At 66.5% G+C, this 12,606-nt stretch carries 15 protein-coding genes and 1 tRNA gene; 5 read left to right on the plus strand and 11 right to left on the minus strand.

What is annotated here, in order from left to right; genetic code table 11:
* Positions 1-167 precede the first annotated feature (167 nt).
* The 5 genes from Q7T26_00135 to Q7T26_00155 all read right to left on the minus strand — a co-directional run bounded on the left by Q7T26_00135 (position 168) and on the right by Q7T26_00155 (position 3,710).
* Positions 168-863 carry a hypothetical protein gene (locus Q7T26_00135; protein MDO8530570.1) on the minus strand — a complete coding sequence of 232 codons (696 nt, stop codon included), beginning with the start codon at positions 861-863 and terminating at the stop codon, positions 168-170.
* 44 nt (positions 864-907) lie between these two features.
* Positions 908-1,951, minus strand: a complete 1,044-nt coding sequence (locus tag Q7T26_00140) for a hypothetical protein (GenBank protein MDO8530571.1) — start codon at positions 1,949-1,951, stop codon at positions 908-910.
* Between the two features lie 55 nt (positions 1,952-2,006).
* Positions 2,007-3,050, minus strand: a complete 1,044-nt coding sequence (locus Q7T26_00145) for a hypothetical protein (protein MDO8530572.1) — start codon at positions 3,048-3,050, stop codon at positions 2,007-2,009.
* 105 nt (positions 3,051-3,155) lie between these two features.
* Positions 3,156-3,299: a hypothetical protein gene (locus Q7T26_00150; protein MDO8530573.1), complete on the minus strand. Its 144-nt coding sequence runs from the start codon at positions 3,297-3,299 to the stop codon at positions 3,156-3,158.
* A gap of 123 nt (positions 3,300-3,422) precedes the next feature.
* Positions 3,423-3,710, minus strand: a complete 288-nt coding sequence (locus Q7T26_00155) for a hypothetical protein (protein ID MDO8530574.1) — start codon at positions 3,708-3,710, stop codon at positions 3,423-3,425.
* Between the two features lie 222 nt (positions 3,711-3,932).
* Between Q7T26_00155 and selA the strand changes: the two genes are divergently transcribed.
* From selA to Q7T26_00170, 3 genes are read left to right on the plus strand one after another with little or no spacing between them, the layout of a single operon-like run.
* On the plus strand, positions 3,933-5,306 hold the full coding sequence (gene selA / locus Q7T26_00160) for an L-seryl-tRNA(Sec) selenium transferase (GenBank protein MDO8530575.1): 1,374 nt from the start codon (positions 3,933-3,935) through the stop codon (positions 5,304-5,306).
* Between the two features lie 53 nt (positions 5,307-5,359).
* Positions 5,360-5,791, plus strand: a complete 432-nt coding sequence (locus Q7T26_00165) for a hypothetical protein (GenBank protein MDO8530576.1) — start codon at positions 5,360-5,362, stop codon at positions 5,789-5,791.
* Complete coding sequence (locus tag Q7T26_00170; GenBank protein MDO8530577.1) at positions 5,676-6,176, plus strand: hypothetical protein; 501 nt, start codon at positions 5,676-5,678, stop codon at positions 6,174-6,176. Before Q7T26_00165 ends, Q7T26_00170 begins: the two co-directional genes overlap by 116 nt.
* Positions 6,177-6,528: 352 nt before the next feature.
* Here the strand turns inward: Q7T26_00170 and Q7T26_00175 are convergent, their stop codons facing one another.
* A complete protein-coding gene (locus tag Q7T26_00175) occupies positions 6,529-7,584 on the minus strand; it encodes a hypothetical protein (protein MDO8530578.1) in 1,056 nt (351 codons plus the stop codon).
* Between the two features lie 163 nt (positions 7,585-7,747).
* Between Q7T26_00175 and Q7T26_00180 the strand changes: the two genes are divergently transcribed.
* A complete protein-coding gene (locus Q7T26_00180; GenBank protein MDO8530579.1) occupies positions 7,748-8,503 on the plus strand; it encodes a DNA repair exonuclease in 756 nt (251 codons plus the stop codon).
* Between the two features lie 17 nt (positions 8,504-8,520).
* Here the strand turns inward: Q7T26_00180 and Q7T26_00185 are convergent, their stop codons facing one another.
* Positions 8,521-8,769 carry a DUF3006 domain-containing protein gene (locus Q7T26_00185; protein ID MDO8530580.1) on the minus strand — a complete coding sequence of 83 codons (249 nt, stop codon included), beginning with the start codon at positions 8,767-8,769 and terminating at the stop codon, positions 8,521-8,523.
* Positions 8,770-8,771: 2 nt separating this feature from the next.
* Entirely contained in the window at positions 8,772-9,623 is an 852-nt protein-coding gene (locus tag Q7T26_00190) for a ComEC/Rec2 family competence protein (protein ID MDO8530581.1), read from the minus strand.
* 143 nt (positions 9,624-9,766) lie between these two features.
* On the opposite strand from Q7T26_00190, the gene Q7T26_00195 reads away from it, so the two are divergent.
* Positions 9,767-9,841, plus strand: a tRNA-Asn gene (locus Q7T26_00195).
* 65 nt (positions 9,842-9,906) lie between these two features.
* On the opposite strand, the gene Q7T26_00200 is transcribed toward Q7T26_00195, so the two are convergent.
* The 3 genes from Q7T26_00200 to Q7T26_00210 all read right to left on the minus strand — a co-directional run bounded on the left by Q7T26_00200 (position 9,907) and on the right by Q7T26_00210 (position 12,553).
* Complete coding sequence (locus Q7T26_00200) at positions 9,907-11,217, minus strand: MFS transporter (GenBank protein MDO8530582.1); 1,311 nt, start codon at positions 11,215-11,217, stop codon at positions 9,907-9,909.
* Positions 11,218-11,286: 69 nt separating this feature from the next.
* Positions 11,287-11,454, minus strand: coding sequence for a hypothetical protein (locus Q7T26_00205; GenBank protein ID MDO8530583.1), 168 nt, complete (start codon positions 11,452-11,454; stop codon positions 11,287-11,289).
* Positions 11,455-11,515: 61 nt separating this feature from the next.
* Complete coding sequence (locus tag Q7T26_00210) at positions 11,516-12,553, minus strand: zinc-binding dehydrogenase (GenBank protein ID MDO8530584.1); 1,038 nt, start codon at positions 12,551-12,553, stop codon at positions 11,516-11,518.
* Between the last annotated feature and the right edge of the window lie 53 nt (positions 12,554-12,606).

The following is a 12,606-nucleotide window of genomic DNA, read 5'->3' on the forward strand; positions in this document are numbered from 1 at the left end:
AAACTACGCAGATGCGTTCAAACTCCCTCATGGTTCGACAAGCTCACCATGAGCGGCAGCTAATGTTCCGCTCGTCCTGAGCTTGTCGAAGGACGAAGCCTCGGACTTTTGAAAAGACCTCTTGGTAGCCCGAATCGTCGAGTAGGCCGGAGAGCTGCGCGCCGCGCTCACGCGGGCCGCCGCTGCGTTCCGCCGAGGGGCTTGTAGAAGCCGCTGAGAACGACGGTGTTCAGCTCCGGCACGGGGCGCTCCCCCCGCGCCTTCTCTCTCTCGACCGAACTGCGGAGGTCCTGGTCCATCCTCTGGTAGTCGTCCACGTCAATGTCGTACACGGCCATGTATCCGCTCAGGCCGAAGCGCTGGTGCACGCACTTGTAGCGCTGGGCAGAGAGCATGCCCCGTACCTGCAGCACGTGCGGGAGATGCACCGTGTCGTACCAGCGATGGAACTCGGCCTCCCGCGCGGGGTCGGCGCAGTTGGAGACGACCACCAGCATGCCCGTCGGCTTGCGTCCCGCCGCCGCGTTGCTGTGCCGCTTGCCCAGAGGCGCGAAGACGCCGTTCACCGGCGCGCTCAGGAGTGCGCTCCACTGCCCGCGGTCCGCCTCGGCCTGGCGCATCGCGCCGAGGTCCGCGTCCAGCTTGGGGAAGTCGCTGGTGTCCAGCGTGTAGGCGGCTATGTACTGGATTTTGCCGGCGCGCGGATAGACGCAGGTGTAGCGCTGGCTGTCCACGATCCCGGGCGTGCGCACCACGTCCGGGATATGCACGGTGTCATACCAGCGGTTGAACTCATCCTCCCGCGTGGGGTCCTTGCAGTTGGCGAAGACGGCCAGCAGAGGCCCGCTACCTCGTGGGAACATGCTCACCTCCCTGTGTTGGTATGTGACCGCACCGTGCGCCCGGCCTACCGCTCGATGCGCCGCGTCACCGACATGGCGCTGCCGCGCGTCGGCAGGAACGTGGAGTGCAGGGAGCCGTCGCCGCCGCCCACCATGACCATCCAGTCCTGCCAGCGCCGGACCATGGGCACCTTGCCGTTGATCTCGCGGCCCGGCCAGGTCTCCTGCTCCTTCTTGCGCTGGGAGATCCAGTCCGCCGGCACCTGCGTGTTCTCCCACAGCCACTTCTTGAAGTCGTTCTTGGTGGCGAAGATGCGCTTGATCAGGCCCACGTGGCTGGGGCACAGCAGCAGCCCCGGCTCGCCCTTCCCCATGTGGAAGTTGTTGCAGCCCACGTCGCGCAGTGCGTATTTGAAGGTCAGGAGGACGTCCTCCGGGTCCGGGCTGGACTCAATGATGTTTTGCGTGCCGTGCACACCGGAGACCGTGACGGCGCTGTCCTCCCTCTTGAAGCCGCGCTCCACGTGCAGCGGCTCCCACGGGTTCTCCTCCTCGTTTTCTGCGATGCAAAAGGTGTACTTGCCGGGAGACCCCTGCGTCGCCTTGTCCACGGCGCCGGGCCTGGCGCCGCCCAGGTTCAGCAGAATGAGGCGCACCGCCCGTCCGATCGTGGCGTTGGCCTGCCAGCCCGGCCCGAAGAGACCGGACTTGTAGTTGACATTCAGCTCGTTGCGGATGGGGCCGTTGATGATGAGCAGCGGCGCGACGGGATTGGTGGTGGCCTGCATGCCGCTCAGGCTGAACCGCGGCTCCGCCATCGCGGCGACGGCGGCGATGAGCACCGGCATGTATTCCTTCTTGCACCCCGCCATGACGGCGTTGACCGCGATCTTCTCGACGGTCGCCTCGCCGTTCAGGGGCGCGACCGCCGCGATCTTCTGCCTGGGGTCCTTGCCGGTGTACTCGACGAAGGCCCGCACCCGCGCCTCCGTGGGCGGGACGACGGGCAGGCCATCGCTCATGCCCTTCGACAGCAGGTACTCGTTGATGGCCTCCAACGAGTCCTGGACCTGGACTTTGATGGACACAAGGCGTACATCCGGGGACATGAGATGACCCCCTACAGTACGAAGCTGCCTGACGGCGCGGGCGGCGCCCGGACGCCTAGCGCTCGATGCGCCGCGTCACCGACATGGTGTCGCCGAATGTCGGCAGAAACGTGGAGTGCAGGGAGCCGTCGCCGCCGCCCACCATGACCATCCAGTCCTGCCAGCGCCGGACCATGGGCACCTTGCCGTTGATCTCGCGGCCCGGCCAGGTCTCCTGCTCCTTCTTGCGCAGGGAGATCCAGTCCGCCGGCACCTTCGTGTTCTCCCACACCCACTGCTTGAAATCGTTCTTGGTGGCGAAGATGCGCTTGATCAGGCCCACGTGGCTGGGGCACAGCAGCAGCCCCGGCTCGCCCTTCCCCATGTGGAAGTTGTTGCAGCCCACGTCACGCAGGGCGTACTTGAAGGTCACAAGAACCTCCTCCGGGGTCGGGCTGCCCTCCAGGACGTTCTGCGTACCCTGCACGCCGGAGACCGTGACGGTGCTTTCGTCCTTTTTGAAGCCGCGCTCCACGTGCAGCGGCTCCCAGGGGTTCTCCTCTTCGTGTTCGGCGATGCAGAAAGTGTACTTGCCGGGAGACCCCTGCGTGGCCTTGTCAACAGTGCCGGGCCACGCGCCTCCCAGGGTGAGCTGGATGAGGCGCACCGCCCGCCCGATGGTCGCGTTGGCCTGCCAGCCCGGCCCGAAGAGGCCGGACTTGTAGTTGACGTTCAGCTCGTCGCGGATGGGGCCGTTGATGATGACCAGGATCGCGATCGGGTTGGTGGTGGCCTGCATGCCGTTCAGGTTGAACTGCGGCTCCGCCATCGCGGACACGGCGGCGAGGAGCACGGGCATGTATTCCTTCTTGCACCCCGCCATGACCGCGTTGACCGCGATCTTCTCGACGGTCGCCTCGCCGTTCAGGGGCGCGACCACCGCGATCTTCTGCTTGGGGTCCTTGCGGGTGTACTCGACGAAGGCCCGCACCCGCGCTTCCGTGGGCGGCACGACGGGCAGGCCGTCGCTCAACTGCTTCGAGAGGAGGTATTCGCTGACGGCCTCAACGGAATCCTCGACCTGGACGCGGCTGGAGCTGAGCTTGAAATCCGGAGACATAGGATAACCTCCCTTTGACTGAAGATTACTGGTCACACAAGTCGAGGCCCGGACCGCCCGCCGGGACAATCCTGGGCCTCGACTTTCGATTGCGTGCTTGTGGGACTAGGCCTTTGTTGGAATCTTGGGCATCGCCCCCGTCAGCTCCCCCACGACGGCGGAAAACGCCTTGCGCGCGTGGGCGCGGACTTCCGCTTCCGGCAGAGTTTCCAGAGGGAAGGGCAGAATGACCTGGGGCAGGTCGGACATGCCCTTGCCCTTCGCCGAAGCGTTGGCGAGGGACTCGAAGAACTTGGTGGACAGAGTAACGGTGGGGACTCCCCGCTTCTCCAGCTCGACGCTGTCGTGGATACACCACGCTGTGCAGGAGCCTCAGTTGCCCAGACCGCAGATCACCGCGTCCGCCTGGGCCAGCTCCTCCATCGCCGCCTTGGGCGTGGGGCTGGACGCGCCCTTCTTCTTGTGGATGACTTTGACCACGCCTTCGTTCTCTTTGAGCATCTTGGTGTATTCGTCGAAGACGATGCCCAGGCTCCGCCACCCGTTGTCAATGAAGCCGATGGTCTTGCCCTTGAGGCTGGGAATGCGCGGCGATACCTTCTGCTTTGCCGCGCCCGCTTCCGCCGAGGGCAGAAGGATCTCCACCATCTGGACCGGCATACTGTCCTCCTCTTGGCTGACTAATGCACTATCCTCGGCGCGGCTCCCTTTCGGAAATCGAAGCCGGGCCGTCGCGCCCACAATACACAGACATGACGCGCGTGTCAAGTCACGGGACGGCCCCACCCGAACGGCGCGGCGTCACCCGCGTCACATCCCTCTTGCCCGATATGCTACGATACTGTGCAGACGCACTCTACTACGGAAAGGGAGGCCCTGACGGTGAGCACGTCCGACTTCCGCGCCCTTCCCAGCGTTGACAGGGTGCTCGCGGACCCGCGCATCGGCGAACTGCTGACCACCTACGACAGGGAGGCGGTCGTCAACCTGGTGCGCTCCCGCCTGGAGGAGGCCCGCGGCCTCATCCGTGCGGGCAAGCCCGGTCCGACCCTTGACATCCTGGTGGAGTCCGTCCGCGCCCGCGCCGAGGTCATGTGGAGTCCCAGCCTGCGCCCCGTCATCAACGCCACGGGCGTCATCATCCACACCAACCTGGGCCGCGCGCCCCTGAGCCGCGAGGCGCTGGACGCGATAGCGTCCGTGAGCCGCGGCTACAGCACGCTGGAGTTCGACCTGGCCTCCGGCCAGCGCGGGTCGCGCCACGCCCACGTGGAGCACCTCCTGTGCCAGCTCACCGGCGTGGAGGCGGCCCTCGCCGTCAACAACAACGCCTCCGCGATCCTTCTGGGCCTCTCCGCCCTCTGCCGGGGCAAGGAGGTCGTCGTCTCCCGCGGCGAGGCCGTGGAAATCGGCGGCGGCTTCCGCATCCCGGATGTGCTGCGCCAGAGCGGCGCTACGCTGGTGGAGGTGGGCACCACCAACCGCACCTACGTGTCCGACTACGACGGCGCTATCACGGAGAACACCGCGGCCCTTCTCGCCGTCCACTCCAGCAACTTCCGCGTCGTAGGCTTCACGCACCACCCCACGCTGGAGGAGCTGGTCGAGCTGGGGCAGCGCACGCACATCCCCGTCCTGTACGACGTCGGCTCCGGATGCCTGCTGGATACGACCGCCTTCGGGCTGGCCCACGAGCCTACTCCGCAGGAAGGGGTCGCGGCGGGCGCCGCGGCCGTCTTCTTCTCCGGCGACAAGCTGCTGGGCGGGCCTCAGTGCGGCATTGCCGTGGGGCGCAAGGATGTCATTGACCAGTTGAAACGCCATCCGCTGGCGCGGGCGGTGCGCATTGACAAGCTCTCCCTGGCCGCTCTGGCCGCGACGCTGATTCATTATGTCAAAAACGAAGCGCCGGACAGGATACCCGTCTGGCGCATGGTCTCCATGTCCGCCAGGAAGCTGGACCGCCGCGCCAGGGCATGGGCCGCCGCGCTGGGCGACGTTGCGCACGTGGTGGACGGCGAGTCCACCGTGGGCGGCGGAAGCCTCCCCGGCGAGACGCTGCCCACGCGCCTGGTGGCGCTCTCCGTGCCCAACGCGGAGAGCGGCGCGACCGGCCTCGCGGCGCGCCTGCGCCGGAACGACCCGCCAGTCATCGCGCGCATTGACCAGGAGATGCTGCTCCTCGACCCGCGGACCGTGCTCCCGGAGGAGGACAAAGCCCTTCTCAAGGCCGTCCGCGCGGCGCTGGCGGGCTAGACCTCTTTCCACGCCCCTGCTGAGCAAACATCCCGTTGAGGGCAGGACTTTCCATGCCTTTCCCTGCCTGGCTCCGCGTCCACGATCCCGCTTACGCAGCCCGCGTCCTCGGCGTGCGCGCCCAGGCGGAGGCCGCGCCGGGCCAGCCCGCCGATGTCCGGCAGAGCCTGGGGCGGGACGTTGATGCGCTCATGGCGCTGGTGGCGGAGCAGGCGGCGGGCGACGCCTTTGCCCGCCGGTGCGTCGCGCTTCTCGGCCAGGCCCGCGCGGAGTTGGGCAGCGAGCGCCCCGACCCGCGGAGAGTCGTCGAGGCGACGGAGGAGGTCAGGCGGCTGCTCATCAGGTCGCGGGAGTCCAAGAGACCGTGCGATGACGCGGGTGGGACTGCCGCTGGCGGCTTACTGCGTGGCGTGGCTTGGCGCGCTGGCATGGCTCGCCTTCGGAGCACTGCGGCTGTACCCGGAGTCGGATGCGCTGAGCGGTGATGGCGGCGCGGCGTGGCTACCGGTGACCGCCGTGCTCTGGGGCGCGATGGGCGGCGTCCTGGACGCGCTTTTCGCGCTCTGGCAGCGCTTCGGTGAGCGCACGTTCGACGCGCGGTTCTGGCTGTGGTACGTGCTCAACCCCGCGCTGGGCGCGGGCCTGGGGATCGTGGTCTATCTGCTGTCCGCGACAGGGTACCTCGCCGTCACGGGCGGCGCTCACGTTGCGGATGGCGTTGCGGGCCTCCCGCGACTGAACCCGAACGGCGTCATCCTACTGGCGTTCGTCGCCGGGTTCAAGCAGACCATGTCCTACACCGTGATGAACAGGACTCTCAGCGCCGTCTTCAACGCGGGCGCGGACAGGGGCGCCACCGGCAGCGGCTAGCAGAGTGTTGAATACCCCCTTCAACCATTCCCATGGCCCCCTTCCTGTCCAGAGAAAGAGGGATACTGGGGGACACCCCCAGCGCCCCCGTCAAAGGGGGTGACTCCCCCTCTGGACTCCCTCGTACTGCGGATTCCGAACGGAGACCCTACCACGAAGCCTCAGCCCTGCGCTGGCATCCCGTCCTAGAAATAGCAGCGCAAGTCCACGGGTGCAGTGCAGGGAGCGATGCCCCTGCCGGAGGGCACGGGAGGTGTCCTCCCGTACTCGCTTTATCTCTCCCCCTCTCCGTCGGAGAGGGGGACCAAGGGGGTGAGGGCCTCACAGCAGCCCTCAGCGCCGCCTTGAAGACCTACTCTTTGATCTCCCGGCTGGCCATGAACCCGCCGAAGGTGCCCCATCCGGGGCAGACGCTGGAGTTGCGGCCCCAGCCGCCCGCGACGACGATGTGGATATCGTCCGGGCTATATGCTATCGGCACCAGGGCGTCGTCGTTATTGCGGTCCACCCACTTGGGCCAGGAGTTCAGCTCTTTCTCAAGGCTGTAGTAGCCGCCCGTCTTGATGAACCCCAGCGGCTTGCGCGCATGCTCCCAGATGAAATGCTGGACGTCCTGCTTGGAGTACCCGTCGCGGGCGAGCTGATTGGCGTGATAGGCGCCCAGGGCCACGAGCGTCTGGCCCATGGTCACCACGTTGTTGTTCCCCAGGGTGGCGAGTGTGTCGCAGATGGTCATCATGACCGCCCGCGACTCGCAGATGGCGCCCACGTAGTGCGGCGACTCGCAGCCGAAGACGGTGACGGCGCTGGCCTCGGCGGGCACGCCGTGGTCGGTGTGGACGGGCGCCCAAGGGCTTTCCTTGTTGTTCTCGCCGATGCAGTATGTCCACTTGCCGGGATGGGCCTGGTTCTTGCGGGCCGTCTCGCCGGGGCGCGCGCCGCCCAGGTTCCACAGGCCCAGAGCAACGGCCCGACCGATTGTCCCGTTGGCGCGGTAGCCGTTCCCGAAGACGCCCCAGGAGGCGTTGATGCCCAGCTTTTGCACCACCGGCCCGCTCACGATAATCAGCGGGCAGGCGATGTGCGCGGTGGTCTGCACGCCGTTCAGGTTGAACTCCGGCGCCAGCAGCGCCTCAAAAGCGGCCAGGACGGTGGGGAAATACTCCGGCAGGCAGCCCGCCATCACCGCGTTGATGGCCAGCTTCTCCACGGTGGCCGGGCAGTACTTCGGCGGGATGGGGCCCAACACCTCGTCCGGCTTGCGCCTGGTTGCGGCGAGCATGCGCTCCACCTTCTGGGGCGTCGGCGGGACCACGGGCAGGCCGTCAGTCCATCCCTTTTGAAAGAACAGCTCAACCGCGTCATCGGGGCCTGGCGTTTCGATAAGGTCGGCCTGGAACTGCATCATGTCCTCCTTGTCGGGGTGCTCCAGCAGCCCAAGATACTGCTCACGGCGTCTCCTGTCCAGTGGCGGCTTGTGGCGGTCAGTGGGCTTATGTTAGGATAGAAATGAATCTCATGCTAGACCGATGTAGCGGGGACCACGAATTTCGGGGGAGGAGTTGGTGGCCTTGACTGAGCATCGGCGCGTTAGCCTGTTGCACACCTCGGATGTGCACCTGGGATGGGACAGCAATCCCCTCCTGGTTAAACGCGCCTTCACCGCTGTTATTGACACCGCCCACAAGCTGGACGTGGACATCGTCGTCGTTGCGGGGGACCTGTTCGACCACGCCCGGGTGGAGAACGATGTCATCGCGTTCGCCATCGCGGAGATGAACCGCGCGGGGCGACAGGTCGTCGTTCTTCCCGGCAATCACGACGTCTATGACGCGAACTCCTTGTACCACCGGGTGAATGTGGAAGCCGAGTGCCCCAACGTCAAGCTCATCCGCGGCGGGGCCGGCGAGCTGGTGCATCTGCCCGATAAAGGCGTCACGTTCTGGGGCAAAGCAATGGAGGAACACCACCCCGGGTTTCATCCTCTGACAGATATTCCGGCGCGGGCTAACGGCAATTGGTTCGTGGGCATCGCGCACGGGCACTTCGAGCCGAGCGGCGGGGTGTCCGGCAGGTCGTCCCCCATCTATCCCGCGGAGATCGCCGGCGCCGGGTGCGACTACGTCGCGCTGGGGCACTGGCACATTCCGCTGGACATCTCCCAGCAGGGCGTCCGTTGCCGGTACTCCGGCTCGCCCGCGGGCTCCGGTTTCTCCGACACTCTGGGCGAGGTCTCCATCGTGGAGTTTGACCCCGCGCTGGGCGTCACGGTGCGGTCCCACCCGCTCCAGGAGCAACCGGCGCAGCCTGTCGAAGACGAGGACTAGCCGCTCCCCGACCGACGCTACGACTGGCCGGGCCGCTTGAATATCCTGTCCATCTTGACCTGAATGCGCGCCCTGCGGCGGGCCGTCTCCCGCGCGTCCGGCACAGCCTCGACAAGCTCCCCCCTGTCTAGCGTCACTTTCAGCCAGTCGCCCGGCGCGACGCCCGGGGGCAGCTTCGTCAGCGGCGCCACGAGCTGTCGCTCTTCGTCGCCGACCAGCAACACAGCCTGCCCCTCGTCAATCCGGTCAATGACCGCTCTCTCCACGGCTAGCGCTCCGTCGTGACCTGGTACGTCTGCCCGTCCGTGCGGATGACGATGGCGCCGCGCGTGTCGTTGCCATAGATTTTGGCGCCCGCGGCCAGAACGGTCTGCAGGGTCTCTTTGTGCGGATGGCCGTAGGAGTTGTCGCGGCCCGCCTGATAGACGGCCACCTCCGGCTGGACGGCGGCGACGAACTGCGGGGAGCTGGACGTGCGAGAGCCGTGGTGGCCCAGCTTGAGGATGGTGGAGCGCAGCGGCACACCCGCGCTGAGCATGCTCGCCTCCGCCTGACGCTCGGCGTCGCCCGTGAACAGGAAGCTGACCTTGCCGAACTCCAGGCGCACCACCACGGAGTTGTTGTTCCGGTCGGGGAACAACGGGTCCACGGGGTGCAGCACATGCGCCTCCAGGCTGCCCAGCCGGATGACGTCGCCGCGGCGCGCGACCACCCCTTTCGCCTTGGCTCGCTCCACCGCGTCCACGAACCGCTCGAAGGTGACCGTGGTGTTCGGCTGGCCGCTGACCCAGACCTCTTTCACGGGGAACGCGTTCAGCACGTCCACCAGCCCGCCGATGTGGTCGGCGTCCGCGTTGGTGCCCACCATCACGTCCACCTGCTGCACGCCGACCTTGCGCATGTACGCGACCAGGCCGGACTGGCGGGGGCCGCCGTCAATCACCATCACCTTGCCCTCCGGCGTCCGCACCAGGATGCCGTCTCCCTGGCCCACGTCCACGAAGTGGACGGCAAGCTCGGCGCCGGCGGTCGGCGCGGGCGCAGGCGCGGCGGGAGAGCACGCGTCGCCTAAGAGCGTGACGAGGGCAAGGGCAAGCGCAAAGACCAGGGAACGGAACATACACGCGGATTGTAGCACACGGCGCGGGACGCACTCACGGAGGGTGGACTGTTTTGACTTGCGAATACGGCGAACAGCGTGCTAAGATGGCGATTGCGCCGCGTTCGCCGGACGCCAGTCTGGTGAGACGGTTGGCAGGGCGCTCCCCGGTAGCTCAGCGGTAGAGCTGGCGGCTGTTAACCGCAAGGTCGTAGGTTCGAATCCTACCCGGGGAGCCATTCACATTCCGACCCCCTCATCCGACCTCTGCCACCATCCTTCAGACCGGAGACCGGCGAAAGGGCTACGCCGCGGAGGGATGGCGCGGCACCTGCGACAGCAGTACGAGCACCATGCCTATCACGTATGCGCAAGCGAAGACGATCCACGCCCACTGATAGCTGCCAGAGGTGTCGTACACAAACGCGGCGAAGAGCGGCCCTATCGCGTTGGATACCATCTGGGCCGTCATCGCCACGCTCCGAACGGAACCCAGACTCTTCCGCCCAAAGTAGTCCGCCCACGCGGTCGCCGTCAGGGGTATTATTCCGCCAAAGCCTATGCCATAGACCACCGCATACAGGTACGCCATCGACTCCGACGTCGCGACGTGCAGAAAGGACACGCCAATAGCGGCCCACGCAAGGTCCATGGCGAAGCAGTACCGCACCGGCAGGCGGTCCGCCAGCGACCCCCAGAACATGGTCCCCGCCGCGCCCGCCACGGCGTAGAGGCTGAGAGAGGTCACCGCAACAGTCGGCGAGAGCCCCATGTCAATCATGTAGACGACCTGGTGCAGGTTGACCGATCCGCCCACGAAGAAAGCGGCGCAGCCCACGCCCATCAGCAGCCAGAAAGCCGGAGTCCGCAACGCCTCCTGTAGCGTCCATGACACGTCCTGCCGCAACGCTCGCGGCTGTCTGGAGGCGGTCGCCGTCGGCGCGGAATTCGCAGGGGCGGCGCCGTCTGGCCGCAGGCCCATGTCCTCCGGACGGCGCCTCACAAGCATGGCTGTGGGCAGAATGCCGACCACGGCGACTATCCCCGCGATGCCCACCCAGCCGGCGCGCCACCCGAAGGCGACGATAATCGCCTGCCCGATGAGAGGCAGCAGAGCGATGGCCGCGCGTCGGCCCAGGCTCGCCATCCCCATCGCCCGGCCGCGCAGCCTGATGAACCAGTTGGCCACCAGCACCGTCGAGGAGAGGTCCAGCGTGGCGGAGGATAGCGCCCGCGAGACGGCGAAGAGCACCCAGAGTTGCCAGAGGGCGGAGACCTGGGACAGCAGCGTCAGGCAGACGACGAGGGCGGCGACGCCTCCAAGGATGACGTACTTGGGCCCGCGCAGGTCAATCACCCGTCCAACGCCAAGCACGAGAACGCCCGCCAGGAGAGAGCCGATTGACACGCCAATGGAGAACTGAGTGCGCGTCCAGCCGAACTCCTCGGTCATGGGCTTGACGAAGACCGAGAGTGTGGTATTGAACCCGGCCATCTCCACGAAGGTGACGGTTGAGGCGGCGAAAACGACATACCAGCCGTAGTAGAAGCGTGGCTGCACGGGCGCAGCCACGGCTGGCGGGGTCGCGGCGGTGGTGCGAGGCTGGTCAGTCATACAAACGTTGTGCGGGCGCCCATGGCGCCCGCACAACTATAGTTTACGCGTGAAGAACCGTCAAACGGGCTACTTCTTCTTGGGCAGCTTGTTCTCCAGTGGCTTGGACGCCTGCTCCTTGAGCTCGGCCTCACGCCACGGCAGCATCGGCACCTTGTGGCGGCCCGTGCCCTTGCCGATGCCCCCGCGTTTGACACCCCGATTTTGGCGCGCGCCCTTCATCACTGCGTGGCCCATGTTGTCGTTCCCTTTCCTTGCATGTATGAACTGAAAGCCAGCTATCTATGCTACTCCGTATTTACGGCGCTTGCAAGACCAGCTTTCCGAAGTTAGCCCTGTTCTCCATCGCCTCGTGGGCCTTTCGCGCGTCCTTCAGCGGGTACACGGCGTGGACGACGGGCCTGAGCCGACCGGAGTCGAAGAACTTCAGAAGCTGCAGCAGCTCGCTCTTGCTGCCCATGTAGCTGCCCAGCACGTTCAGATGCTTGCTGTACACGTACCGCAGGTCAACGGCAGGGCTGAAGCCCGCCGTGGCGCCGCAGGTGACCAGGCGGCCGTTCGTGGCCAGAGAGCGGATGCTCTTCTCGAAGACCTCGCCGCCCACGTGCTCGATGACCACCTCCGCGCCCTTCTTGCCGGTGATGCGCCGGACCTCCTGCGCGAAGTCCTGCGTGGTGTAGTTGATGACCTCGTCCGCGCCCAGCGCCTTCGCCTTTTGCAGCTTGTCGTCCGTGCTGGCGGTGGTGATGACGCGCGCGCCGAACAGTTTGGCGATCTGGATGGCCGCGATGCCGACGCCGCTGCCCGCCGCCTGCACCAGCACGTCGTCGCCCGCCTGGACCCTGGCCCGCCCGACGAGCATGTGCCAGGCGGTCAGGAAGACCAGGGGCACGGAGGCCGCCTCCTCAAAGCTCAGCTTCGCGGGCATGGGCACGATGTTGGTGGCCGGCGCCCGCACGTACTGGGCGTACCCGCCGTTCTGCTTCTGCCCTATGATGTTGTAGCTCAGGCACATGTTGTCGTTCCCCGCCAGGCACGCGGCGCAGCGGCCGCAACTGATGCCCGGGTTGATGACGACCTTCAGCCCCTTTTGTATGCCGTGGACGGCGCCGCCGACAGCCTCCACCTCGCCCGACACGTCGCAGCCCAGGACGTGGGGCATCTCCATCTCAGACTGGCCGCGCTGGCCCATGCGGACCCAGATGTCCAGGTGGTTCAAGGCGCACGCGCGGACGCGCACCAGGACCTCCGTAGGCCCTATCTGTGGCTCGGGGGCGTCCTCATCGTACTGGAGCTTGTCCGCTCCGCCAAATTCGTGGACACGCACCGCTTTCATGCCGACCTCCTTGAATGTTTGTAGTCAAGCGCCAAGCGCCCGCGCGGCAACCC

This window comes from Dehalococcoidia bacterium (genome assembly GCA_030648205.1).
Classification (GTDB): Bacteria; Chloroflexota; Dehalococcoidia; order JAUSIH01; family JAUSIH01; genus JAUSIH01.

Bases quoted from the DNA above. Each gene is read 5' to 3' on its own strand.
- Q7T26_00135 (MDO8530570.1), bottom strand. From the start codon at position 863: ATGTTCCCACGAGGTAGCGGGCCTCTGCTGGCCGTCTTCGCCAACTGC.
- Q7T26_00140 (MDO8530571.1), bottom strand. From the start codon at position 1,951: ATGTCCCCGGATGTACGCCTTGTGTCCATCAAAGTCCAGGTCCAGGAC.
- Q7T26_00145 (MDO8530572.1), bottom strand. From the start codon at position 3,050: ATGTCTCCGGATTTCAAGCTCAGCTCCAGCCGCGTCCAGGTCGAGGAT.
- Q7T26_00150 (MDO8530573.1), bottom strand. From the start codon at position 3,299: ATGTCCGACCTGCCCCAGGTCATTCTGCCCTTCCCTCTGGAAACTCTG.
- Q7T26_00155 (MDO8530574.1), bottom strand. From the start codon at position 3,710: ATGCCGGTCCAGATGGTGGAGATCCTTCTGCCCTCGGCGGAAGCGGGC.
- Q7T26_00165 (MDO8530576.1), top strand. From the start codon at position 5,360: ATGCCTTTCCCTGCCTGGCTCCGCGTCCACGATCCCGCTTACGCAGCC.
- Q7T26_00170 (MDO8530577.1), top strand. From the start codon at position 5,676: ATGACGCGGGTGGGACTGCCGCTGGCGGCTTACTGCGTGGCGTGGCTT.
- Q7T26_00175 (MDO8530578.1), bottom strand. From the start codon at position 7,584: ATGATGCAGTTCCAGGCCGACCTTATCGAAACGCCAGGCCCCGATGAC.
- Q7T26_00190 (MDO8530581.1), bottom strand. From the start codon at position 9,623: ATGTTCCGTTCCCTGGTCTTTGCGCTTGCCCTTGCCCTCGTCACGCTC.
- Q7T26_00200 (MDO8530582.1), bottom strand. From the start codon at position 11,217: ATGACTGACCAGCCTCGCACCACCGCCGCGACCCCGCCAGCCGTGGCT.
- Q7T26_00205 (MDO8530583.1), bottom strand. From the start codon at position 11,454: ATGGGCCACGCAGTGATGAAGGGCGCGCGCCAAAATCGGGGTGTCAAA.
- Q7T26_00210 (MDO8530584.1), bottom strand. From the start codon at position 12,553: ATGAAAGCGGTGCGTGTCCACGAATTTGGCGGAGCGGACAAGCTCCAG.